Origin of the sequence: Bradyrhizobium sp. HKCCYLR20261, from assembly GCF_051168435.1 — a bacterium.
Lineage (GTDB): Bacteria > Pseudomonadota > Alphaproteobacteria > Rhizobiales > Xanthobacteraceae > Bradyrhizobium.
The window spans coordinates 1-22,264 of sequence record NZ_JBNPUZ010000004.1; the positions used below are offsets into that span (position 1 = coordinate 1).

At 66.5% G+C, this 22,264-nt stretch carries 17 protein-coding genes and 1 riboswitch; of the genes, 11 read left to right on the forward strand and 6 right to left on the reverse strand.

What is annotated here, in order from left to right:
- Window positions 1-289 precede the first annotated feature (289 nt).
- Window positions 290-1,402 carry a 3-isopropylmalate dehydrogenase gene (leuB, locus tag ACQR1L_RS10080; protein WP_434857816.1) on the reverse strand — a complete coding sequence of 371 codons (1,113 nt, stop codon included), beginning with the start codon at window positions 1,400-1,402 and terminating at the stop codon, window positions 290-292.
- A gap of 277 nt (window positions 1,403-1,679) precedes the next feature.
- On the opposite strand from leuB, the gene ACQR1L_RS10085 reads away from it, so the two are divergent.
- A complete protein-coding gene (locus tag ACQR1L_RS10085) occupies window positions 1,680-2,900 on the forward strand; it encodes a YbfB/YjiJ family MFS transporter (protein ID WP_434857817.1) in 1,221 nt (406 codons plus the stop codon).
- Window positions 2,901-3,051: 151 nt separating this feature from the next.
- On the opposite strand, the gene ACQR1L_RS10090 is transcribed toward ACQR1L_RS10085, so the two are convergent.
- The 3 genes from ACQR1L_RS10090 to ACQR1L_RS10100 form a co-directional block, all read right to left on the reverse strand.
- Window positions 3,052-3,834: a molybdopterin-dependent oxidoreductase gene (locus ACQR1L_RS10090; protein ID WP_434857818.1), complete on the reverse strand. Its 783-nt coding sequence runs from the start codon at window positions 3,832-3,834 to the stop codon at window positions 3,052-3,054.
- A 14-nt stretch (window positions 3,835-3,848) separates the two neighbouring features.
- Window positions 3,849-4,478, reverse strand: a complete 630-nt coding sequence (locus ACQR1L_RS10095) for a cytochrome b/b6 domain-containing protein (RefSeq protein ID WP_434857819.1) — start codon at window positions 4,476-4,478, stop codon at window positions 3,849-3,851.
- Between the two features lie 199 nt (window positions 4,479-4,677).
- On the reverse strand, window positions 4,678-5,232 hold the full coding sequence (locus ACQR1L_RS10100) for a fasciclin domain-containing protein (RefSeq protein WP_434857820.1): 555 nt from the start codon (window positions 5,230-5,232) through the stop codon (window positions 4,678-4,680).
- A gap of 494 nt (window positions 5,233-5,726) precedes the next feature.
- On the opposite strand from ACQR1L_RS10100, the gene ACQR1L_RS10105 reads away from it, so the two are divergent.
- A complete protein-coding gene (locus tag ACQR1L_RS10105; protein WP_434857821.1) occupies window positions 5,727-6,092 on the forward strand; it encodes a hypothetical protein in 366 nt (121 codons plus the stop codon).
- A 13-nt stretch (window positions 6,093-6,105) separates the two neighbouring features.
- Here the strand turns inward: ACQR1L_RS10105 and ACQR1L_RS10110 are convergent, their stop codons facing one another.
- Complete coding sequence (locus ACQR1L_RS10110; RefSeq protein ID WP_434857822.1) at window positions 6,106-7,293, reverse strand: DNA topoisomerase IB; 1,188 nt, start codon at window positions 7,291-7,293, stop codon at window positions 6,106-6,108.
- 378 nt (window positions 7,294-7,671) lie between these two features.
- Between ACQR1L_RS10110 and acs the strand changes: the two genes are divergently transcribed.
- The 6 genes from acs to cysC all read left to right on the forward strand — a co-directional run bounded on the left by acs (window position 7,672) and on the right by cysC (window position 16,482).
- Entirely contained in the window at window positions 7,672-9,618 is a 1,947-nt protein-coding gene (gene acs / locus ACQR1L_RS10115; RefSeq protein ID WP_434857823.1) for an acetate--CoA ligase, read from the forward strand.
- Window positions 9,619-9,782: 164 nt separating this feature from the next.
- Entirely contained in the window at window positions 9,783-10,307 is a 525-nt protein-coding gene (locus ACQR1L_RS10120; RefSeq protein WP_434857824.1) for a L,D-transpeptidase, read from the forward strand.
- Between the two features lie 162 nt (window positions 10,308-10,469).
- The gene (locus ACQR1L_RS10125) at window positions 10,470-12,500 is read left to right on the forward strand and encodes a methyl-accepting chemotaxis protein (RefSeq protein WP_434857825.1); all 2,031 of its coding nucleotides are present in this window, start codon (window positions 10,470-10,472) and stop codon (window positions 12,498-12,500) included.
- Between the two features lie 96 nt (window positions 12,501-12,596).
- Complete coding sequence (locus ACQR1L_RS10130) at window positions 12,597-13,616, forward strand: sulfotransferase family protein (RefSeq protein WP_434857826.1); 1,020 nt, start codon at window positions 12,597-12,599, stop codon at window positions 13,614-13,616.
- On the forward strand, window positions 13,613-14,587 hold the full coding sequence (gene cysD / locus ACQR1L_RS10135; RefSeq protein WP_434857827.1) for a sulfate adenylyltransferase subunit CysD: 975 nt from the start codon (window positions 13,613-13,615) through the stop codon (window positions 14,585-14,587). Before ACQR1L_RS10130 ends, cysD begins: the two co-directional genes overlap by 4 nt.
- Window positions 14,587-16,482 carry an adenylyl-sulfate kinase gene (cysC, locus tag ACQR1L_RS10140; RefSeq protein ID WP_434857828.1) on the forward strand — a complete coding sequence of 632 codons (1,896 nt, stop codon included), beginning with the start codon at window positions 14,587-14,589 and terminating at the stop codon, window positions 16,480-16,482. Before cysD ends, cysC begins: the two co-directional genes overlap by 1 nt.
- 27 nt (window positions 16,483-16,509) lie before the next feature.
- Here cysC and ACQR1L_RS10145 read toward each other — a convergent pair whose 3' ends face one another.
- Window positions 16,510-16,743: a DUF1674 domain-containing protein gene (locus tag ACQR1L_RS10145; protein ID WP_434857829.1), complete on the reverse strand. Its 234-nt coding sequence runs from the start codon at window positions 16,741-16,743 to the stop codon at window positions 16,510-16,512.
- Window positions 16,744-16,939: 196 nt separating this feature from the next.
- Here ACQR1L_RS10145 and ACQR1L_RS10150 point away from each other — a divergent pair, with 196 nt between their 5' ends.
- From ACQR1L_RS10150 to purH, 3 genes are all read left to right on the forward strand, one after another.
- On the forward strand, window positions 16,940-18,292 hold the full coding sequence (locus ACQR1L_RS10150; protein WP_434857830.1) for an RsmB/NOP family class I SAM-dependent RNA methyltransferase: 1,353 nt from the start codon (window positions 16,940-16,942) through the stop codon (window positions 18,290-18,292).
- Window positions 18,293-18,533: 241 nt separating this feature from the next.
- Window positions 18,534-20,249 (forward strand): heparinase II/III family protein, encoded by a 1,716-nt coding sequence (locus tag ACQR1L_RS10155; protein ID WP_434857831.1) that lies wholly within the window; start codon window positions 18,534-18,536, stop codon window positions 20,247-20,249.
- Window positions 20,250-20,553: 304 nt separating this feature from the next.
- Window positions 20,554-20,634: riboswitch (ZMP/ZTP riboswitch) on the forward strand.
- A 26-nt stretch (window positions 20,635-20,660) separates the two neighbouring features.
- Entirely contained in the window at window positions 20,661-22,253 is a 1,593-nt protein-coding gene (gene purH, locus ACQR1L_RS10160) for a bifunctional phosphoribosylaminoimidazolecarboxamide formyltransferase/IMP cyclohydrolase (protein WP_434857832.1), read from the forward strand.
- Window positions 22,254-22,264: the final 11 nt, after the last annotated feature.

Sequence of the window (22,264 nt, forward strand, 5' to 3'; positions counted from 1 at the left end):
GTCGAGCTGCATTCCCAGCGACGGTGCGCTCCCCTCCCCCTTGCGGGGAGGGGTCGGGGGTGGGGGTCTCCGGGCGATGCTGTCTGAAGAGTTTGCGTAAAGGCGAGCGGCGGATGCGCTTCGAGTGAAGCGCGTCGTTGTCGCGATAAATAGTTACTGGCTTTGAAGATGAGGTGCCCCAAGCGGAGCTCACTGGGTGGGGACCCCCACCCCCGACCCCTCCCCGCAAGGGGGAGGGGAGCAGAGCGTCCGCGCGGAAGTAGCTCGACTCAAATGAGCATCCGGCCGATTACGCCGTGAGCTTCTCCAGCTCCTTGATGATCGCCTCGCCCATCTGCGTGGTCGAAGCCGGGGTCGAGCCCTCGGCCTTGATGTCCGCCGTGCGCAGGCCGCTCGCCAGCACGGCGGCAATCGCGGCGTCGAGCTTGTCGGCGAGCGCGCCCATGTCGAAGGAGTAGCGCAGCGCCATGCCGAAGGAGGTCAGCATCGCGATCGGGTTGGCGAGGCCTCGGCCTGCAATGTCCGGGGCCGAGCCGTGCACGGGCTCGTACAGCGCGCGGCGCTTGTGGGTCTTGGCGTCGACCTCGCCGAGCGAGGCCGACGGCAGCATGCCGAGCGAGCCGGTCAGCATCGCCGCGATGTCCGAGAGCATGTCGCCGAACAGGTTGTCGGTGACGATGACGTCGAACATCTTCGGATACTTCACCAGGTTCATGCCGCCGGAATCGGCGAGCTGGTGCTCGAGCGTGACGTCCTTGTACTCGCGCGCGTGGACGGCGGTGACGACCTCGTTCCAGAGCACGCCCGACTTCATGACGTTGCGCTTCTCCATCGACGTCACCTTGTTCTTGCGCTTGCGCGCGAGGTCGAAGGCGACGCGGGCGATGCGCTCGATCTCATAGGTGTCGTAGACCTGGGTATCGACGGCGCGCTTCTGGCCGTTGCCGAGATCGGTGATGGTCTTCGGCTCGCCGAAATAGACGCCGCCGGTGAGCTCGCGCACGATCATGATGTCGAGACCCTCGACGATCTCGCGCTTCAGGCTGGAGGCGTCGGCGAGCGCCGGGTAGCACACGGCCGGACGCAGGTTGGCGAACAGGCCGAGATCCTTGCGCAGGCGCAGCAGGCCCGCCTCGGGGCGCACCTCGTAGGGAACGCCGTCCCACTTCGGACCGCCGACGGCGCCGAAGATGATGGCGTCGGCTGCCTTGGCCTTGTCCATGTCGGCTTCCGAGATCGAGGCGCCGTGCGCGTCATAGGCGGAGCCACCGACCAGGCCCTCTTCGGTCTCGAACGAGGCGAGCCCCTTGCCGTTCAGCCAGCCGATCAGCCGCTTCACCTCGGCCATCACTTCGGGGCCGATGCCGTCGCCGGGCAGCAGCAGGAGCTTCTGGGTCGCCATGGTCGTTGTCCTCGTAGGGCTTTTGTCATGCCCGGGCCTGAACCCGGGCCTCCATCATCTCTGGGCTGGATTGCCGGCTCGCCCCGATGGATCGGGGACGGCAGCCCGGCAACGACGAGAGTTGCAAAATCGGCGGAGTGCTAAAGCCCTCCTGCGTGGTTGGCAAGCCACCATTGCCGCTGCCCGTCTTCTGTCGCGCGGCGCCAGGCTATACGGTGCTCTGAAATGGCAGCCGGACAGCATGAATTGCCGGACATTCGCCGCGCCGGAGCATTTCTTGCCAAACTCACCCTCCGCCTCGACTCCGGGCCACCCGGCGTTGACCAATTTGACGCTGTCGCTCGGCCCCATCATCGGTCTCGGCATCGGCCGCTTCGCCTATGCACTGGTGCTGCCGGACATGCGCGACACGCTGCACTGGTCGTATTCGGCGGCCGGCTTCATGAACACGGTCAATGCCGCCGGCTACCTGATCGGCGCGCTGATCGCCTCGCAGGCGGCGCGGCGGTTCGGCGGGCTGGCCGCCGTGCGCGGCGGCACGGTGGCGGCTCTGGCGTCGCTCATGGTCTGCGCCATGACGGGCGACTTCGTCGCGTTGAGCGTGGCACGCCTGGTGACGGGGATCGGCGCCGGCGTGGCGCTCGTCGTCGGCGGTGCGCTGGCGGCGCGGGTCGCCCTGGCACGGCCGGCGCAGGCGAGCTTCGTGCTCAGCCTGTTCTATGCCGGGCCTCCGCTCGGCATCGTCGTCTCCGGCCTGATCGCGCCGTTCGTGCTGCAGGCCTTCGGGCCGGGCTCATGGTGGATCGTGTGGGCGGTGCTCGCCGGCGTCAGCGTGGTGCTGATCGTGCCGCTGCTGCTGATGCGGCTGCCATCGAACGCCGCCATGCCGGAGACGCGCGCCGACCGTGTGTCACTGCGGCCGATGGCGATCTACCTGTTCGGCTACTTCCTCTATGGCGCGGGCTACATCGCCTATCTCACCTTCATGATCGCCTATGTGCGCGATCTCGGCGGCGGCGCCGCGGCGCAATCCGGCTTCTGGTGCCTGATTGGGTTGGCCGGCTTCACCACCCCCTGGGTGTGGCGCCGCGTGCTGGCGCTGGATCGCGGCGGCTGGCCGACCGCGCTCATCCTCACCGTGAATGCGATCGGCGCCGCGCTGCCTTCGCTCAGCCATTCACCGGCCATGCTGACCTTGTCGGCCGCGGTATTCGGCATCGCGTTCTCGACGGTGACCACCGCGACGACGGCGTTCGTGCGCTTCAACCTGCCGCAGGCAGTGTGGCCGCGCGCGATCGCGGCGCTGACCATCTCGTTCGGCGTGGGCCAGACCCTGGGCCCGTTCGCCGTCGGCGCGATCACCGATGCGATGGGCAGTCTGACCTATGCGCTGAACGTCTCGGCGGCGCTGCTGCTGCTGGGGGCGGTGATGGCGGCGATGCAGGGCAAGCTGAAGGCCACAGGCCGCGCCTCACCAACGGTGTCGTCCCGGCCTTGAGCCGGGACCCATACGCCGCGGCGGATGTCATGGGCAAAATGCCAATGACCAGCCGGCCTCAAACCACTCCCTGTGGGTCTGGGTCCCGGCTCAAGGCCGGGACGACGGCGGAGGGCGTGGCGGCGCTCGCGACTCTATTCGGGAAAAGGGCTCAGCTCCCGCTGAACGAATTGTAGCCCTGGTCCTCCCAATAGCCGCCCTTGTAGTCGTTGGTGACTTCCATCGCGACGACGTATTTCGGGTTCTTGAAGCCGAGCTTGGTGGGGACGCGGATCTTCATCGGGTAGCCATAGGCGCGCGGCAGGATCTGGTCGGCGAATTTGAACGTCATCTGGGTCTGCGGATGCAGCGCGGTGCGCATGTCCAGCGGCGAATTGTAGCCTTGGGAATCCGCGCAATTGAACCAGACATATTTGGCGCGGGTGTCGGCGCCGACCAGCTTGAGGAAGTCGCGCAGCGGCGTGCCGGTCCAGGAGCCGATCGCGCTCCAGCCTTCGACGCAGATGTGGCGGGTCACCTGCTTGACCTGCGGCAGCGCGTGCAGCTCATCGAGCGTCCACGACTTCTTGTTGTCGACGAGGCCGCGCACCTCCAGCTTCCAGTCGGCGGCATCGATCTCCGGCGCCTCGTCGAGCGTGTAGTAGGCGTTGAACGGGAACGGCTTTGTGATTGCGCTCTCCGGGAAGGTCGGCGCCAGCGCGTCCGGGTTGAAGATCCAGGACTGCACGGCGTCGTTGAACTTGGAGACCTTCTTGAGCAGCTCCTCGGCGCTGTCGCTGTCGACGACATCGCAGCCGGTGAGCAAGGTCAGCGCGCCCAGGCTGGCGCCGCCGGTGATGAAGCGGCGCCGCGAGAGGTCGGGCATCGCCTTGATCGAATCCTTGATCAGCAGCCGCTTGTCGACGCCGGGAATGAGGAACGGACGCTTGGCCATGATGCAGTCTCCCCTTAGCGGCCGATGATCATCGCGCGCAGGCTTTTCGGCACCAGCAGCGCGAGCAGGATGTGGATGACCAGGAAGGCGCAGATCAGCGCCATGCAGACGAAATGAACGTAGCGCGCCGCCGGATAGTCGCCGAACAGCATGACCAGCCAGTGCAGCTGCACCGGCTTCCAGATCGACAGGCCCGAGAGCACCACGACAATGCCGACCAGGATGATGCCGAGGTAGAGCAGCTTCTGCACCGCGTTGTAGACGGTGAGATCGGCATGCGACAGCTTGAAGGTCAGCGCGGCCTTGATGTCGGCGATGACGGCGGAGGGTGAGACCGGCAGCAGCTTGCGGCGGAACCGGCCGGTGGCAAGACCGGTGACGAGATAAGCGAGGCCGTTGAGCATCAACAGCCACATCGCGGCGAAGTGCCACAGCAGCGCGCCGCCGAGCCAGCCGCCGAGCGTGATGCTGCGGTCGAAGCGGAAGTCGAACAGCGGCGAGGCGTTGTAGATCTGCCAGCCTGACATGATCATCAGGATCATCGCGACGGCGTTGATCCAGTGCATGACGCGGACCCAGGCCGGCTGGATCACCTTGGCTTTCTCGGTGCTGATCGTCTGATCGGTGGCGGCGATGCTGGACATGGCGGGCTCGGTGGTTCGGGGTGGTTCCAGGCAGATATACGCCAAACGAAGGCCGGCCGTTACGCGCTCAAACCGGCAAATCGATGCTTTCGGAGCGATGGCGCTCACAAAAAAGCGAGCCGGGGTGGGCCCGGCTCGCTCGTGGTCACATCCGCGAGGAGGAGGAAGAAACGGATGCGACCGGTGTTTCCTCGCGCGATCAGGACGCGGGCAGCAGCACGGTGTCGATCACGTGGATCACGCCGTTCGACTGGTTGACGTTCGAGATCGTGACCGTCGAGGAGCCGCCCTTCGCATCCATGATCATCACGGTCTTGCCGTCACGCTTCACGGTGAGCTGCTCGCCCTCGACCGTCTTCAGCACCTGTCCGTCCTTCAGGTCGGCGGCTTCGAGCTTGCCGGGCACGACATGATAGGTGAGGATCTTGGTCAGGGTCGCCTTGTTCTCGGGCTTGACCAGGTTGTCGACGGTGCCGGCCGGCAGCTTGCCGAAGGCGGCATTGGTCGGCGCGAACACCGTGAACGGGCCCTTGCCCTCCAGCGTCTGCACGAGGCCGGCGGCCTTCACCGCGGCGACCAGCGTGGTGTGATCCTTCGAGTTCACCGCGTTCTGGATGATGTTCTTCGACGGATACATCGCCGCGCCCCCGACCATCACGGTCTTCTCCTCGGCGCTCGCGGGCGCGATGGCGATCGAGGTCAGCGACAGCGCGCTGAAGGCGGCGGCAGCGAGGAAGGCAATGCGCTTGGACATGGGTAGCTCCCTAAGGATGGCGCGGCAGGGCCGCGTGATGAGTTCGACGGCGACACCGATGCGGTTCAGAGCTTCGTGCTCTTGCGTCGTGTCGGGCCGAGCTACGCGTGCTTCGGGATGCGAGTTTCGCGGCAAAATTTAACGTGATCCGTGAAACCTCGGGGCATCGAGATCGTCTCGCCGACTCATTGACCGAGATGTCGCGCGCCGGAATGTCGCAGACTGCTGAACTCATCAGCACGGTGTCGGTCATTGGCCGATGATGACAGCGAGGACTCGGCCATTAACTACGATGCCAGCCGAGCCTGGCCGAAGCTGCCGAAGACATTGCGAGTAAGACTTTCTTAAGGTTGATTGGTCGTCACGGCGCCGGCTGCGGGAAGGGGATGTCCTGCACTGTCCGGCGCGATCGGCGGGGGTTTCCAACAGTGAACAGAACGATCTGGATTGCGGGGTTCTGCCTCGTGATAATCTGCTGCTTGCTTGCAACGAAGATGGTGCTGGCGGCGGTCACGCCCGGTGACATCGATCGCGACCTGGCCGGCGAGACGACGTCGGCGCTGATCCGCGAACCCGTTCCCGGCGTCGATACGCTGAGCGAAAGCGATCGGAGTTTTGAAACCCAGCCGCTCGAACTGAACGACGCCGCGCGTCTGCCGCTGGTGTCGAAGTCCGTGCGTGTCGACGGGCGCGGCGCAACTGTGGCGCGCCGAACCAAGGTGCCGGCCAAGGCGGCCGTGCTGCGGCCCGCCAAGCGCAATCCGCAAGTTGCCAGGAGCGCGGCCGTGCCGTGCAAGCAGCTCGATCCGATCGCGCGCTTCCTTGCGTCGGCGAAAATCGGCCCGCGCTGCCAGGCCTAGTTGCTGCGCGAGATCAGGCCGAGACGGCCGTCACCACCTGCGCCAGCAATTGCTCGCGCTTCGTCTGCGAGCGCTGGCCCTTCATGGTCGCGGCGAAGCGTTCGAGAATGCCGTCCTCGAACGCGGTCACGATGGTATCGTGCACATAGCTCTTGCGGCAGATCGCCGGCGTGTTGGTGAGCTCGTCGGCGGCGGCGCGGATCGCTTCCAAAATCTGCTTCTTGCGGCCGCGCGCGCTGGCCGCCGGCGTGATCCGCGACAGCGTCTCCAGCGCGACGGCTGACGCCATCAGCGTGCGGAAATCCTTGGCCGAGATCTTGATGCCGGCGATCTCGCGCAGGAACGCGTTCACCTGCGTGGTCGAGACGGCACGCACCACGCCCTGCGCGTCGCGATACTGGAACATACGACGGCCGGGCAGGCCGCGCAGGATGCCGACGGCGCGGACCAGCTTGGCGGCATCGCATTCCTTGCGCACCGCCTTGCCGCCCTTGGCCTTGAAGGTCAGCACCAGGCAATCGTCTTCCAGAAGAACGTTCGACTTCAACAGCGTCGCGGCACCGCGGGTGCCGTTGAGCCGCGCATAGGACTCGCTGCCGGGGCGGATCGCGGTGCGCGCGATCAGCTCGATCACGGCAGCCAGCGCGAACTCGCGCGTCGGCTGCTCGCTGCCGAGATGCTTGGACACGGCGCGGCGGATGCGTGGCAGCGCGCCGACCAGCTTGGCCAGCCGATGCGCCTTGCGATGCTCGCGCACCTTCTCCCAATCGGTGTGATAGCGGTATTGCAGCCGCCCGGCGGCATCGATGCCGACCGCCTGCAGATGCGAGCTCGGATCGGCGGCGTAGCGGACCTCGCGATAGGCCGGTGGAACCGCCATCGCGTGCAGCCGGCGGATCGTGCCGGCGTGGCGGATCTGCGTGCCGTTGGCGCGGATGAAGGTGTAGCTCTTGCCGCGCTTGATGCGGCGGATCGTCAGCTCCGACTGGTCGCCGAGCTTCAGCCCGATACGTTTCGCCAGTTCCTCGACCGTCGTCTTGGCGGAGCCTTGCGCATTGGCGGTCTTGGCGTGGGCCAGATCCTTGAGCGTGAGCTTGCGGCGCCCCGGCTTGGCCGGCCACTGGCCCAGCGCCTTTGCGAGCGCGACCTCGGCATCGGCCGGGCCGACCCGTGAGCTCTCGAAATTCTGCTGGTCCATCATTGCTTTAGACGCCCTGCCGCCGGTCTTATCCGCTCAATGCCCCGGCTGTCGTTTTGGTTCCGACCGGGTTATCCACAGCTTCCAGGCGATTTAGGGCGTCAGGACGCGGATGGCGAGTCCCTAAATTCAGGCAAATCGGTTACCCGATACCGCAACCGTGACCGATTCGGGGTAACCTTGACGATCGGCTGGCACGATCACCAACAGTGCGGCCGACGCTGTCGCAACCTCCGCGCACAAATCTTTGATCCTGCGCAGACCGCTTCCCCGCCGAAGGTTCTACTTGTCCTGCCTTGTCGCCGCCGGTTACGGGGACGCATAGTGGGAACAACGACGGCCTGCGCTGGACCACGGCAGGCCGCATGCGGAGGGTGTGAAATGTCCGAGAAGATCTACGACGTTCCGGCCGAGTGGACGAAACGCGCCTTTGTCGACGACGCCAAGTACCAGGAGATGTACGCGCGCTCGATCAAGGACCCGAACGGCTTCTGGGCCGAGCAGGCCAAGCGCGTCGACTGGATTCATGCGCCGACCAAGATCGAGAACGTCTCCTACGCCCCCGGCAACATCTCGATCAAATGGTTCGAGGACGGCGTCCTCAACGCCGCCTACAACTGCATCGACCGCCACCTCGCCACCCGTGGCGACCAGACCGCGATCATCTGGGAAGGCGACGATCCCTCGCAGTCCAAGCACATCACCTATCGCGAGCTGCATGACGAAGTGTGCAAGATGGCCAACATCCTGCGCAACCGCAACGTCAAGAAGGGCGACCGCGTCACGATCTACCTGCCGATGATTCCGGAGGCGGCCTTTGCGATGCTGGCCTGCGCCCGCATCGGCGCCATCCACTCCGTGGTGTTCGCCGGCTTCTCGCCGGACTCGCTGGCCCAGCGCATCAAGGATTGCGACTCCAAGGTCGTGATCACCGCCGACGAGGGCCTGCGCGGCGGCCGCAAGGTGCCGCTGAAGGCCAATGTCGATGCGGCGCTGAACAAGGTCGACAATGTCGACTGGGTCGTCGTGGTCAAGCGCACCGGCGGCAAGGTCGAGATGAACCCGACGCGCGACCTCTGGTACCACGAGGCCGCGGAGATGGTGACGACCGACTGCCCGGTCGAGCACATGAACGCGGAGGATCCGCTGTTCATCCTCTACACCTCGGGCTCGACCGGCCAGCCCAAGGGCGTGCTGCACACCACCGGCGGCTATCTCGTCTACGCCGCGATGACGCATCAATACGTGTTCGACTATCACGAGGGCGACGTCTACTGGTGCACCGCCGATGTCGGCTGGGTCACCGGCCACAGCTACATTCTCTATGGGCCGCTCGCCAACGGCGCTGTCACGCTGATGTTCGAAGGCGTGCCGAACTATCCGGACAATTCGCGGTTCTGGAACGTCATCGACAAGCACAAGGTCAACATCTTCTACACCGCGCCGACCGCGATCCGCGCGTTGATGCAGGGCGGCGATGGCCCGGTGACCAAGACTTCGCGCGCGTCGCTGCGCCTGCTCGGCTCGGTCGGCGAGCCGATCAATCCGGAAGCGTGGGAGTGGTATCACCGCGTCGTCGGCGAGGGCCGCTGCCCGATCGTCGACACCTGGTGGCAGACCGAGACCGGCGGCATCCTGATCACGCCGCTGCCGGGCGCGACCAAGCTCAAGCCAGGCTCGGCGACGCGGCCGTTCTTCGGCGTCGTGCCGGAGATCGTCGACGCCGATGGCCACCCGCTCGAGGGCGCGACCGAAGGCAATCTCTGCCTCACGCGGTCATGGCCCGGCCAGATGCGCACCGTCTATGGTGATCACGCCCGCTTCGAGATGACCTACTTCTCGACCTACAAGGGCAAGTACTTCACCGGCGACGGCTGCCGCCGCGATGCCGACGGCTATTACTGGATCACCGGCCGCGTCGACGACGTCATCAACGTCTCCGGCCACCGCATGGGCACCGCCGAGGTCGAGAGCGCGCTGGTCGCGCATGCCAAGGTCTCGGAAGCCGCCGTCGTCGGCTATCCCCACGACATCAAGGGCCAGGGCATCTACGCCTATGTCACCCTGATGGCCGGCGAGACGCCGAGCGAGGAGCTGCGCAAGGAGCTCGTCGCCTGGGTGCGCAAGGAGATCGGCCCGATCGCCTCGCCCGACCAGATCCAGTTCGCGCCGGGCCTGCCCAAGACCCGCTCCGGCAAGATCATGCGCCGCATCCTGCGCAAGATCGCCGAGGACGAGCCGGGCAGCCTCGGTGACACCTCGACCTTGGCCGATCCCGGCGTGGTCGACGACCTCGTCCAGCACCGGCAGAACCGCAAGCAGGCGTAGGCGCGCTCCACCCCAATTACCGACATTGTGGCGCTCCCGCGGCGAAATTCCGCGGGAGTGTTGTTTTCAGGTCATTTACTCGCAGGCGAAGTTTTCCTTTCCTCAAGCCATCCGAGCGCTCGGGCTGGAGCGCGCACCGAACGCGATCAGGTGAGGGGATGGCAATGCGGACTGGAATGATCAGGCAGGCGGCCGCGATGGCCGCCGCGGCAATCGCAATCACGATGGCGGGCATCGGGACAGCGTCGGCCCGGCCCGAACTGGTCCCCATCGCCGGCGACTATTCGCCCGGCACGATCGTCGTGAAGACCGGAGAGCGGAAGCTCTATCTGGTGCTCGATGGCACCCACGCCATGCGCTACACGGTCGGCGTCGGCAAGGCCGGCCGGCAATGGGCCGGCACCACCAAGATCGACGGCAAATACAAATATCCGGCCTGGGCGCCGCCGGCCGACGTCAAGCGCGACAAGCCGAACATTCCCGACGTCATTGCCGGCGGCTCGCCGCAGAATCCGATGGGCGTCGCGGCGATGACGCTGGCCGGCGGCGAATACGCGATCCACGGCACCAACGTGCCGGGCTCGGTCGGCGGCTTTGTCTCCTATGGGTGCATCCGCATGCTCAATACGGATATCACCGACCTCTACGAGCGGGTGTCGATCGGCACCAAGGTGGTGGTGACGCGCTGAAGAATGCCCGGCCGATGCAGGGAATATGCAGCCGTAGAATAGAGTTCCCTCTCTGCGGTTCCCGACGGGAACTTTTTACCTGTAGTTGTACGGCCTGAGGTATTTATATCTTCTTTAATCTTGGTTGAGCCTACTACCCAGATACAACTCTGGGGAGTGGGAATGTTCGGCTTACATTTCAAGATCGGGACAAAGCTCGGGATTACGGCCGGGATCGGTGTGATCCTGGTCGCGGGCATGCTGGCCAACCAGATCGTCGGCAATCAATCGATCGCCGAGCTGACTCGCCTGGCCGTGATCAACATGGCCAACAAGTCCAACGCGCAAGGGGCCGATGCGGCGCTGCTGCGCGCGCAGCTCAACCAGCAGGAGATCGCCCGCGCCGCAACGCCTGATCGGCTGCAGGCCAGCCTGCAGGCGCTGCAGACCAACCTCGCGGCGGCCGGCAGTGAGGTGGAAGCCGCCCGCCAGCGCGCGACCCGCGCCGTGGCGCAGCAGCTGTACGCGGAGATTCGCCAAGCCATCGACAAATCCGCCGCAGCCGGCGCCGATTTCGCCAAGGCGCGCGGCGAGGTGCTTGCCAAGACCGCAGCCCGCAGCCAGGCCTTCGATGCCTGGAAGCGCAGCTTTCCCAAGCTGACGAGCCTGCCCAGCCTGCTCGCCTCCCCCGTGCATTTCAGCATCGAGTCCGAGCTGCGCACGGCGGATGCCGCCATGGCGTCGATCAACGCGGCGAGCTGGCGTTACGGGACCAACGCGGATCCGGCGCAGCGCGACGTCGTGACCGCGGGGCTCGAGACGCTGCTCGCCGATCTCGGGAAGTCCCGCGAGCTCACCAACAACAAGGACATCCAGGCTGGCATCGACGAGCTCATCAGCATCGCGACCGCGTTCAAGGCGGCGGCGCTGGACTACTTCAAGGCCGACGAAGCCAGCCGGCGCATCTTCGACGAGACAGTGGTCACGACAGACCAGGAGATCAGGAAGCGTCTCGGCGAAGGCGTCAAGATCGCGACCGACATGCTGTCGCTGCGACAGAGCCAGCTGTCGGCCGAGATGGAGCGCGTCGGCAACGTCGCGATCCTGGTCGGCGCGCTGGTGGTGCTGATCCTGATCGGCTCGGCGGTGTTCTCGTCGCTGACCATCGCCCGTCCGATCCGGCGCGTCGGCGACGTCCTGCTCGAGCTGGCCGGCGGCAACAAGTCGGTGGAAATCCCCTACACGCAGCGGGGTGACGAGGTCGGCGACAATGCGCGCGCGGCCCGCACCTTCAAGGACAATCTGATCCGCATCGAGCAGATGGAGCAGGACCAGAAGAACCAGGAAAAGATCGCGGCCCAGCAGCGCAAAGCGGAGATGATGAAGCTCGCGGACGCCTTCCAGGCAGCCGTCGGCGGCATCGTCACCACCGTATCGTCGGCCGCGCATCAGCTCGAAGGCGCCGCGGGCACCCTCTCGGGCACCGCCAACCAGACCCAGTCGTTGTCCAGCATGGTCGCCGCAGCCTCGGAGGAAGCCTCGACGAATGTCGGCGCCGTGGCCTCGGCGACCGAGGAGATGAGCGCCTCGGTCACCGAGATCAGCCGCCAGGTCCACGATTCCAGCCGCATCGCCAATGAGGCGGTCAGGCAGGCCGAACGCACCGACGGCCGCATCAACGAGCTGCAATCGGCCGCGGGCCGGATCGGCGATGTGGTCAAGCTGATCACCGCGATCGCCGAGCAGACCAACCTGCTGGCGCTGAATGCGACCATCGAGGCCGCGCGCGCCGGCGAGTCCGGCCGCGGGTTCGCGGTCGTCGCGAGCGAGGTCAAGGCGCTCGCGGCGCAGACCGCCAAGGCCACCGAGGACATCGGCACGCAGATCGCCGGGATGCAGGCAGCGACACAGGAGTCGGTCGCCGCGATCAAAGAGATCGGCGCGACCATCACGCAGATCTCCGACATCGCTGCGACCATCGCCGCCACCGTCGAACAACAAGGCGCCGCGACGCGCGAGATCGCCCGCAATGTCGGCGAAGCCGCCAAGGGCACGGCGGAGGTCGCGCAGCGGATCACGGAGGTCAACCGGGGCGCCAGCGCCACCGGAACGGCCTCGGGCCAGGTGCTCGACTCCGCGCGCTCGCTGACGCTCCAGAGCAGCAATCTCAAGGTGGAGGTCGAGCGATTCCTCGACACCGTGCGCGCCGCCTGATCGACCGGCGCGGTCGCCCGCGATCGCGCCCCGCACTCATTGCATCCCGAAGCACATTCTCAAGCTTTTTTGAAACTCAGGGACAGGAGCAGACACATGCTTCTCGACACGAACTCGGCTGCGTCCATTGCAGAGATGGCCGCTCTGATCAGAACCGAAGACTCCTCGCTCAACACCATGCAGCTCACGCCGGTCGGCGCCTTCCAGAGCAGAACCGTGACGCTGCAGACGCTGATGCGCGAGGTCACGGAGTCTCTCGCCGAGGCGTTCCGGCGACGCCCGGCGCAGGACTTCCCGATGCTCTATTTCGCCTGCGGCAAGGCCAGGGTCGGATCGACCGCGCTGAGCAACCTGTTCGGCATGACCGGGATGCCGTCCTACTATCAACCGCTGAAAGCCATGCTGCGTGATGCGATGGTCGGCCAGCCGCTCACGCCCTGGATCATTCCATCGACCGCGGACCAGCCCAACCTGTTCAGCAAGGAGACGATCGGCCCCTATGTCATCGCGGAGAGCCTGTTCAACCCGCTCAAGCTGCTGATCGATGCGGGATATCCGCCGCACCGGCTCCACCTGATCGCGCTCGATCGCGAGCCAGCGAGCGCGCTCGCGTCCTGGCTGGACAAGCTGATCTCGCGAGCCTCAGAAAATACTTTGCTGGCGCACTACATCATCGCCGCCCTCAGCGCGGCAAGAGTGTCGAGCTACGCGAGACAGCAGGGAGTTCCCGTCACGCACTACGTCTACGAAGTCAGCAAGGAGCCGATCGCATCGGTTCGCGTGCTGTTCGATCGCCTCGGCCTGTCCGCAAGCTTCGCAGAAGACGCGGTGACGAGCTGGCAACAGCCGGGACAGGAGCATGGGAGCAATGCCCGGGTCATCTTCCCGAGCGAGGCCGCAATCTACAAGGTGCCCAATCTCCACACCTCCGACAGCGCCTATCGCTTCCAGCCGCGCGCGACAGGCGCGGTGACAAGTGCTCAGCTGGAGCTGCTGGAGCGCTGCGGCGTCAACGACGTCTATCGCGCCTCGGTGGCAGCCTGCATTGGCGATCTCGGCCTGAATGCCGCGGCATCGTCGCGCCTGTTCGGCGAGCGTGCGGGAGTGGCGGCATGAATGGGATCATTGATCGCGCACCCGCGACGACGACATCCAGATTCCGGCCGCCGGAGACCGAACCGCAGCCGCAAGCCCTCAGCCATCTGCGCCGGCTCGAAGCCGAGAGCATCGCCATCCTGCGCGAGGTCGCGGCCGAGTTTCGCAAGCCGGTGATGCTGTATTCGATCGGCAAGGACTCCTCGGTGCTGCTGCATCTGGCGATGAAGGCGTTCCATCCCGGCAAGCCGCCGTTTCCGCTGCTGCACATCGACACGACCTGGAAGTTTCGCGACATGATCGCGTTCCGGGACCAGCGCGTGCGAGAGCTCGGACTCGAGCTTCTGGTGCACGTCAACCCGGAAGGGCTCTCCCAGCGCATCGACCCGTTCGTCCACGGCTCTGCGCTCTACACCGACGTCATGAAGACCCAGGCGCTGCGCCAGGCTCTGGACATGCATGGCTTCGACGCCGCCATCGGCGGCGCGCGCCGCGACGAGGAAAAATCGCGCGCCAAGGAGCGCATCTTCTCCCATCGCAGCATCACGCATCGCTGGGATCCGAAGAACCAGCGGCCGGAACTTTGGAACCTGTACAATACCCTGCTTGCGCCCGGCGAGAGCATGCGCGTCTTCCCGCTCTCGAACTGGACGGAGCTCGACGTCTGGGACTACATCCACCTCGAGAACATCCCGATCGTGCCGCTGTATTTCGCAAGTCTGCGGCCGGTGGTCGAGCGCGACGGCGCACTGATCATGGTCGACGACGAACGCATGCCGCTGCGGCCGGGCGAGACGCCGGAATGGCGGTCGGTCCGCTTCCGCACGCTCGGCTGCTATCCGCTGACAGGCGCTGTGCCGTCGACGGCGTCCGACCTTGCCGCGATCGTGCGCGAGATGATGGCGTCCCGCACCTCGGAGCGGCAGGGCCGCGTGATCGATCGCGACAGCGCGGCCTCGATGGAGCGCAAGAAGGTGGAGGGCTATTTCTGATGGCCGGGCACCACGCGACAATCGGACGGACGCAGGCGTCCGCCAGCACACACGCGCAGGACAAGCCGACCCTGCGTCTCGTCACCTGCGGCAGCGTCGACGACGGCAAGAGCACGCTGGTCGGACGGCTGCTCTATGATTCGAAGATGCTGCTCGACGACCAGCTCGACGCGCTGACCTCGGACAGCAAGACGGCCGGCACCGCCGGACCGGCGCTGGACTTCGCGCTGCTGGTCGACGGGCTGCAGGCCGAGCGCGAGCAAGGCATCACGATCGACGTCGCCTACCGGTTCTTCGCCACGCCGCGCCGCCGCTTCGTCATCGCCGATACACCCGGCCATGTCCAATACACGCGCAACATGGCGACCGGCGCCTCGCAGGCCGACCTTGCGGTCGTCCTGGTCGACGCCCGCAAGGGTGTCGTCAGCCAGACCCGCCGCCACAGCCATATCCTCGCTTTGCTCGGCGTCCGTCACGTCCTGGTGGCCGTCAACAAGATGGACCTCGTCGGCTTCGACGCCGATCGCTTCGCCACCATCTCGGCCACCTGCCGCAGCCTGGCCGAGCAGCTTGGCATCAGCGATGTGCAATGCATCCCGGTGGTGGCCTGCGACGGCGACAACATCATCGGCGGCAGCGCGCGCATGCCCTGGTATGTCGGGCCGAGCGTGATGGAGCATCTCGAACAGGCCGACGTGTCCGACGGCATCGCAGACCGGCCGTTCCGCTTTCCGATACAATGGGTCAACCGCCCGCATGCGGAGTTTCGCGGCTTCAGCGGCCGTGTCGCCAGCGGCACGCTGCGCTGTGGAGATCCTATCGTCGTCCAGCCCTCGGGGCGGCGCAGCCGCGTCACCGGCATCGTCACGGCCGACGGCCGGCTGCAGCAGGCCGTGTCCGGGCAATCGGTGACGCTGCTGCTCGCCGACGAGATCGATGCGAGCCGCGGCGACGTACTGACCTCCGGTGCGTCACCCGTGGTGACGGATCACATCACCGCTCATCTGATCTGGTTCGATGACGAAGCCATGCGGCAGGGCCGCCGCTATTTGCTCAAATCGGGCACATCGTCGATCGGCGCCGTGGTCTCTGCCATGAAACATCGCGTCTGCATCGAGACGATGGCGCATGAGGCAGACGCGACGCTGGACGCCAACGAGATCGGCTGTGTCGATATCGCGCTCGACCGGCCGCTGGTCTGCGAGGCGTACCGCGACAGCCACGAACTGGGCAGCTTCATCCTGATCGATCCGTTCAGCCGGCGCACGGTTGCTGCGGGTCTGATCGATGCGCCGTTGCGACGGCCTGTCGAGATCAGCTGGCACCCGCTCGCGGTCGACAAATCGGTGCGCGCCCGCCTCAAGCAGCAGAAGCCCTGCGTGCTCTGGCTGACCGGCCTGAGCGGAGCCGGCAAGTCGACCATCGCCAACCTCGTCGACCGCCGGCTGTGCGAGCTCGGCCGGCACAGTGCGCTGCTCGATGGCGACAATCTCCGCCACAGCATCAACCGCGATCTCGGCTTCACGCCGGAGGCGCGGGTCGAGAACATCCGCCGTGTGGCCGAGATCGCCGCGCTGTTCGTCGACGCCGGCCTGATCACGCTGGTGTCGCTGATCTCGCCGTTCCGCGCCGACCGGGAGATGGCACGCCGTCGCTTCGATGCCGGCGAATTCGTCGAGATCCATGTCGCCACCTCACTGGCGAGGTGCGAGGCGCGGGACCCCAAAGGCCTCTACAGGAAAGCGCGCGCCGGAGAGCTTTCGAACTTCACCGGACTAGGCCAAGCCTATGAAGCACCCGAACGGCCGGAGATCACGATCGATGGCGACACTCTCTCGGCCGACGCTGCCGCCGATCAGATCGTGCGCTATCTGCGCAACCAGCACTATCTCTGACGATGGACCACGTTCCAAGCAATGGCCTCAGAAGTCCGAGATGATGCCCTTTCGTTCCCAGTCGCCGTAGCGGGTCGGCTCCGGCCCCTTCGGGCCCTGCAGCTCCTTCGGCATCGGTGTCTCAGCCTGCTCGGCAGCAAGGCGCCGGCGCTCCTCCGCTTCGGCGAGCGCGCGCTGCGCGGCCGGGCTCAGCGGCTTGCGCGGCGCGTCATTGCTGGCCACCAAGGTCAAAGCGGGCTTACCTGAGGACTCATCGCTCATCGTACCATTCCACCATTGAACCGGATCATTGCCGACATCATCAGATCGTGTGAGCACGCTCGATAAAACAGGTCTAAAAAAAGCAGAGCCGATTCTTACATTTGGCATATTCCCGTGGCAGAGGTCCCGCAAGCTGATGGCATGCACCCCGATCGTCGCGGAACTGCCTTTCTTCTTTCGCGAGTAGTCTCCAGGCATGCCTCCGCCGCGTTTTGCGACCCCTTCCGAAGTTCCGGGCCTTGCCGCCCGGCGCATCGCCGCCGATGTCATCGACGGGGTCCTGCACAAGCACCGTACCCTCGATGATCAGCTCGACGGCACCGGTGCGCATCCCGGGCTGAAGCATCTCGCCGATCGTGACCGTGCGCTGATGCGACGCCTTGTGGCGACCACACTGCGTCGGCTCGGCACGCTCGGAAACGTGCTGTCGCGGCTGTTGGATCGCGGCATTCCGACCGATGCACCGCGCGCCCAGAGCGCGCTGCTGATCGGTGCGGCGCAGATCCTGTGGATGGACGTGCCGGATCACGCCGCGGTCGACCTGTCGGTTCGACTGGTCCAGGCCGACCGCCGCGCCGCCAAATATGCCGGGCTGGTGAACGCCGTGCTGCGACGTTGCGCGCGCGAGGGCACCGCGCTGCTCGACGACACAATGGGCCAGCCGCTGGACATCGCGCCCTGGCTGCTCGCCCGCTGGATCGCGCATTATGGCGAGACGACCGCCAAGGACATCGCGGCCGCGCTCGGCCAGGAGCCGTCGCTCGATCTCACCGTCAAATCCGACCCGGCATCTTGGGCCTCGCGCCTGCATGGCGAGGTGCTGCCGACCGGCACCGTGCGCACCCTGCTGCATGGCTCGGTCACGGTGCTGCCCGGCTTCGCCGAAGGCCAATGGTGGGTGCAGGACGCCGCCGCGGCCCTGCCCGCCCGGCTACTCGGCGACGTCGCCGGCAAGAGCATCGCCGATCTCTGCGCCGCCCCGGGCGGCAAGACCGCCCAGCTCGCCCATGCCGGCGCCCGCGTCACCGCGGTGGACCGGTCGCCTGCCCGGATGAACCGGCTCAAGGAGAACATGACCCGGCTGCAGCTGACGACCGAGACGGTCGTGACTGATGCGGCCGAATGGCAGCCGGCCGACGGCGCCGGCTTCGACGGCCTGCTGCTCGATGCCCCCTGCAGCTCGACCGGCACCATCCGCCGGCATCCCGATGTCGGCTGGCTGCGCAGCGAGGCCGACATCACCGCGCTGTCCGGCCTGCAGGCCCGGCTCCTGACCCGGGCCGCCAGCCTGCTGAAGCCCGGCGGAATCCTGGTGTATTGCACCTGTTCGCTCGAGCCCGAGGAAGGCGAGCAGGTGGTCGAGAGCGCCCTCGCCGGCAGCGCCGAGTTGCGGCGGATCCCCATCACCCCCGCGGAGGTGGCCGGACTTGCCGAACTCGTGACGGCGGCGGGCGATCTGCGAACACTACCCTGCCATCTGCCGCATCAGGACCCGCGACTCGGCGGTCTCGACGGATTTTATGCCGCGAGGCTGGAGCGGCGCGCGTGAGCGTGTCATCGTGCATGACGTGCACCGGCGCAATGCCGGTACCGGATTGAGGGCGTGCGGGTTGTGTCTGTCCGTTAAATCCTGATTTTGCACCAGATTCTGGTCCTGCGTGGGTGCTGCACCGGGGCCAAAAATGGTGTATCGGCGGCAGTTGCGATCTATGAAGGATCCGCAACCGAATCCCCTCTGAACAAGGCTTGGCGTGTCCGCCGCTCAACGCAGACGCATATCGACGCTGGTCATGGGCCGCTTTGCGCGCAGCCTGATGTCCAATGTCAGCGGTGTATCGGTATCCGTGTCCGGCCTGTGGCCCGGACGCGCGGACCGGCTCATCATTGCGCCGCATGATCTGCGCACGTCGGACGCCACACGGGCGGCCGAGATCTATGCCGGGCGCTTCGTGTTCGCCGGCAAGATCGTCACCTGCCACGGCCGTTCGATCTTCGACCTGGAGCCTCCGTCGGAGGACTGGGAGGTGGCGCTGCTCGGCTTCGGCTGGCTGCGACATCTTCGCGCAGCCGACACCGCCCTGACCCGCGCCAACGCACGCGCCCTGGTCGACGACTGGATCACCAACCAGATCGGCCGCCACCCGCTCAGCCGCCGCGCCGACGTGCTGGCGCGCCGGGTGATCTCGCTGCTGTCGCAGGCGCCGCTGGTGCTGGCCGATTCCGACGGCAAGTTCTATCGCCGGTACTTGCGCGGCCTGACCCGCGAGATCCGCTATCTGCGCTATTCGACCATCGACATTCCCGACGGCGTGCCGCGGCTCCAGGTGCTGATCGCGCTGTGCTACGCGGCGCTGTGCCTCGCCAACCAGGCCAAGCACATCCGCAGCGCGACGCGGAAACTCTCCGACGAGCTGCAGCGGCAGATCCTCCCCGACGGTGGGCACGTGTCGCGCAACCCGGGCGCGCTGATCGAGCTGTTGATCGACCTGCTGCCGCTGCGCCAGACCTTCGCCGCGCGCAACATCGCGCCGCCGCCGGCGCTGCTCAACGCCATCGACCGGATGATGCCGATGCTGCGCTTTTTCCGGCACGGCGACGGCAACATGGCGCTGTTCAACGGCATGGGCGGCACCCCGTCCGACCTGCTGGCGACGCTGCTCGCCTATGACGACACCCATGGCACGCCGATGGCGAGCATGCCGCATTCCGGCTTCCAGCGGCTGGACGCCGGGCAGATGACGGTCATCGTCGACACCGGCGCGCCGCCACCGCCGCATCTGAGCCACGAGGCGCATGCCGGCTGCCTGGCGTTCGAGCTGTCGTCGGGCGCCAGCCGCATCGTCATCAATTGCGGCATGCCGTCGACCGGGCGCGACAACTGGCGCACCTTCGCGCGCTCGACGGTGGCGCATTCGACGCTGACCTATCACAACACCTCGTCCTGCAACTTCGTCGAGATGTCGGCCATGAAGCGGCTGCTGCACGGCGCGCCGATCGTGTCGGGGCCGACCCGGGTGGAGAATTTCCGCGAGGTCGTGCCCGACGGCACCGTGCTGTCGACCTCGCACAACGGCTATGCGTCGAAGTTCGGCTTGATCCACCGCCGCGTGCTGGTGGCCGCCGAGGATGGCGCGCGGCTGGACGGCGAGGACACCGTGACGCCCGCGCAAGGCGCGCGGCTGCGCGGCGGCGGCTCGGACTACACACTGCGCTTCCATCTGCATCCGGCGGTCAAGGCCAGCCGGCTCAGCGACGGCCGCGGCGCGATGCTGGTGCTGCCCAACCGTGAAGTCTGGACGTTCGAGACCTTCGAGGACCGCGTCGACCTCGAGGACAGCGTGTTCCTCGCCGGCAATGACGGCCCGCGGCGCACGACGCAGCTGGTGATCCGCCAGGACGCCCAGCAGGCCGCCTCGATCCGCTGGAGCTTTATCCGCTCCTCAACCTCGCCGAGCGACACCAACGCGCGGCGGAATGCCCGGCGCGAGCCGGAGCTGCCGCTCTGATGGATGCAGTGAGCGCACGTCGTCTCCACGACGGCAGTGCGCTCCCTCTCCCCGTCCTTCACGGGGCCGCGACGAGCTTCGCTCGCGCTGAGAGGGTTGGGGTGAGGGGCCGCCACACCCACCGACCGTGCGGATAGCCCCCTCACCCGGATTGCATCTTCGATGCAATCCGACCTCTCCCTGCACGCAGGGAGAGGTTAAGGGTACCGTCCCAACGCTCGAGTTGAGGGTAACCAATACGGTCAACCCGGCGCGAGCGCGTCTGCGTCCCCGTTGTCCGCCCGGCCGAAAGCTGCTATGAGCCCGGCTCTCGCGCGACTGGCGACTTTGGATGGAGCACCATCGGGGAGCGCGGGATCGACCGCCGTGCGCCTGGGCAACTGAACCTCCTGCAACAGGATTCTGCCCGCCATGACCAATCAGCTTCGTCCTATTCGCCGCGCCCTGCTTTCCGTGTCCGACAAGACCCGCCTGGTCGACTTCGCGCGCGCGCTCGCCGCACGCGGCGTCGAATTGATCTCCACCGGCGGCACCGCCAAGGCGATCACCGAGGCCGGCCTGAAGGTGCAGGACGTCTCCGACCTCACCGGCTTCCCCGAGATGATGGACGGCCGCGTCAAGACGCTGCATCCGAAGGTCCATGGCGGCCTGCTCGCGATCCGCGGCAATGACGAGCACGCCGAGGCGATGAAGACCCACGGCATCGCGCCGATCGACCTGCTCGTCGTCAATCTCTACCCGTTCGAATCCACGGTCGAGCGCGGCGCGCCGTTCAGCGACTGCATCGAGAACATCGACATCGGCGGCCCCGCGATGATCCGCGCGGCGTCGAAGAACCACGAGGATGTCGCCGTCGTCGTCGACGTCAACGACTACGAGGCCGTGCTCGAGGATCTCGCGCGTCACGAGGGCTCGACCACCTTGCTGCTGCGCCGGCGGCTCGCCGCGAAGGCCTATGCGCGCACCGCCGCCTATGACGCGGCCATCTCCAACTGGTTCGCCGCCACGATCCAGAACGACGCGCCGGATTATCGCGCCTTCGGCGGCAAGCTGATCCAGTCGCTGCGCTATGGCGAGAACCCGCACCAGCATGCCGCCTTCTACGCGCTGCCCGGCCGCCGGCCCGGCGTCGCCACCGCGCGGCAGGTGCAGGGCAAAGAGCTGTCCTACAACAACATCAACGACACCGATGCGGCCTATGAGTGCATCGCCGAGTTCGATCCGGCGCGCACCGCGGCCTGCGTCATCGTCAAGCACGCCAACCCTTGCGGCGTCGCCGAGGGCCCCGACCTGATCACCGCCTATCAGAAGGCGCTGGCCTGCGATTCGACCTCGGCGTTCGGCGGCATCATCGCGATGAACCGGAAGCTCGACGCCGCGACCGCGCGCGCGATCACCGGCATCTTCACCGAGGTGATCATCGCGCCTGATGCCACCGAGGAGGCGATCGCGGTGATCGCCGCGCGCAAGAACCTGCGGCTGCTGCTGGCCGGCGCCCTGCCCGATCCGCGCGAGGCCGGCCTCACGGCAAAAACTGTTGCCGGCGGCCTCCTGGTGCAGAGCCGTGATAACGCCGTGGTCGACGACATGACCTTGAAGGTCGTCACCAAGCGCGCACCGACCGATGCCGAGCTGCGCGACCTGCGCTTCGCGTTCCGCGTCGCCAAGCACGTGAAGTCGAACACCATCATCTACGCCAAGGATTCGGCGACCGTCGGAATCGGCGCCGGACAGATGAGTCGCGTCGATTCCGCACGCATTGCCGCGCGCAAGGCGCTCGATGCCGCTGCCGAATTGAAGCTCGCGGAGCCGCTGACCAAGGGCTCGGTGGTCGCATCCGACGCGTTCTTCCCGTTCGCCGACGGCATGCTGGCCTGCATCGAGGCCGGCGCCACCGCGGTGATCCAGCCGGGCGGCTCGGTCCGCGACGACGAGGTCATCAAGGCCGCCGACGAGCACGGCATCGCGATGGTGCTCACGGGTGTCCGGCATTTCCGGCACTGATTTTATCCAAG

Coding starts and splice junctions, on each gene's coding strand:
- ACQR1L_RS10130 (WP_434857826.1), top strand. CDS start 12,597: ATGCTTCTCGACACGAACTCGGCTGCGTCCATTGCAGAGATGGCCGCT.
- ACQR1L_RS10105 (WP_434857821.1), top strand. CDS start 5,727: ATGGTGCTGGCGGCGGTCACGCCCGGTGACATCGATCGCGACCTGGCC.
- ACQR1L_RS10100 (WP_434857820.1), bottom strand. CDS start 5,232: ATGTCCAAGCGCATTGCCTTCCTCGCTGCCGCCGCCTTCAGCGCGCTG.
- purH (WP_434857832.1), top strand. CDS start 20,661: ATGACCAATCAGCTTCGTCCTATTCGCCGCGCCCTGCTTTCCGTGTCC.
- ACQR1L_RS10145 (WP_434857829.1), bottom strand. CDS start 16,743: ATGAGCGATGAGTCCTCAGGTAAGCCCGCTTTGACCTTGGTGGCCAGC.
- leuB (WP_434857816.1), bottom strand. CDS start 1,402: ATGGCGACCCAGAAGCTCCTGCTGCTGCCCGGCGACGGCATCGGCCCC.
- acs (WP_434857823.1), top strand. CDS start 7,672: ATGTCCGAGAAGATCTACGACGTTCCGGCCGAGTGGACGAAACGCGCC.
- ACQR1L_RS10090 (WP_434857818.1), bottom strand. CDS start 3,834: ATGGCCAAGCGTCCGTTCCTCATTCCCGGCGTCGACAAGCGGCTGCTG.
- cysC (WP_434857828.1), top strand. CDS start 14,587: ATGGCCGGGCACCACGCGACAATCGGACGGACGCAGGCGTCCGCCAGC.
- cysD (WP_434857827.1), top strand. CDS start 13,613: ATGAATGGGATCATTGATCGCGCACCCGCGACGACGACATCCAGATTC.
- ACQR1L_RS10155 (WP_434857831.1), top strand. CDS start 18,534: ATGGGCCGCTTTGCGCGCAGCCTGATGTCCAATGTCAGCGGTGTATCG.
- ACQR1L_RS10150 (WP_434857830.1), top strand. CDS start 16,940: ATGCCTCCGCCGCGTTTTGCGACCCCTTCCGAAGTTCCGGGCCTTGCC.
- ACQR1L_RS10120 (WP_434857824.1), top strand. CDS start 9,783: ATGCGGACTGGAATGATCAGGCAGGCGGCCGCGATGGCCGCCGCGGCA.
- ACQR1L_RS10095 (WP_434857819.1), bottom strand. CDS start 4,478: ATGTCCAGCATCGCCGCCACCGATCAGACGATCAGCACCGAGAAAGCC.
- ACQR1L_RS10125 (WP_434857825.1), top strand. CDS start 10,470: ATGTTCGGCTTACATTTCAAGATCGGGACAAAGCTCGGGATTACGGCC.
- ACQR1L_RS10110 (WP_434857822.1), bottom strand. CDS start 7,293: ATGATGGACCAGCAGAATTTCGAGAGCTCACGGGTCGGCCCGGCCGAT.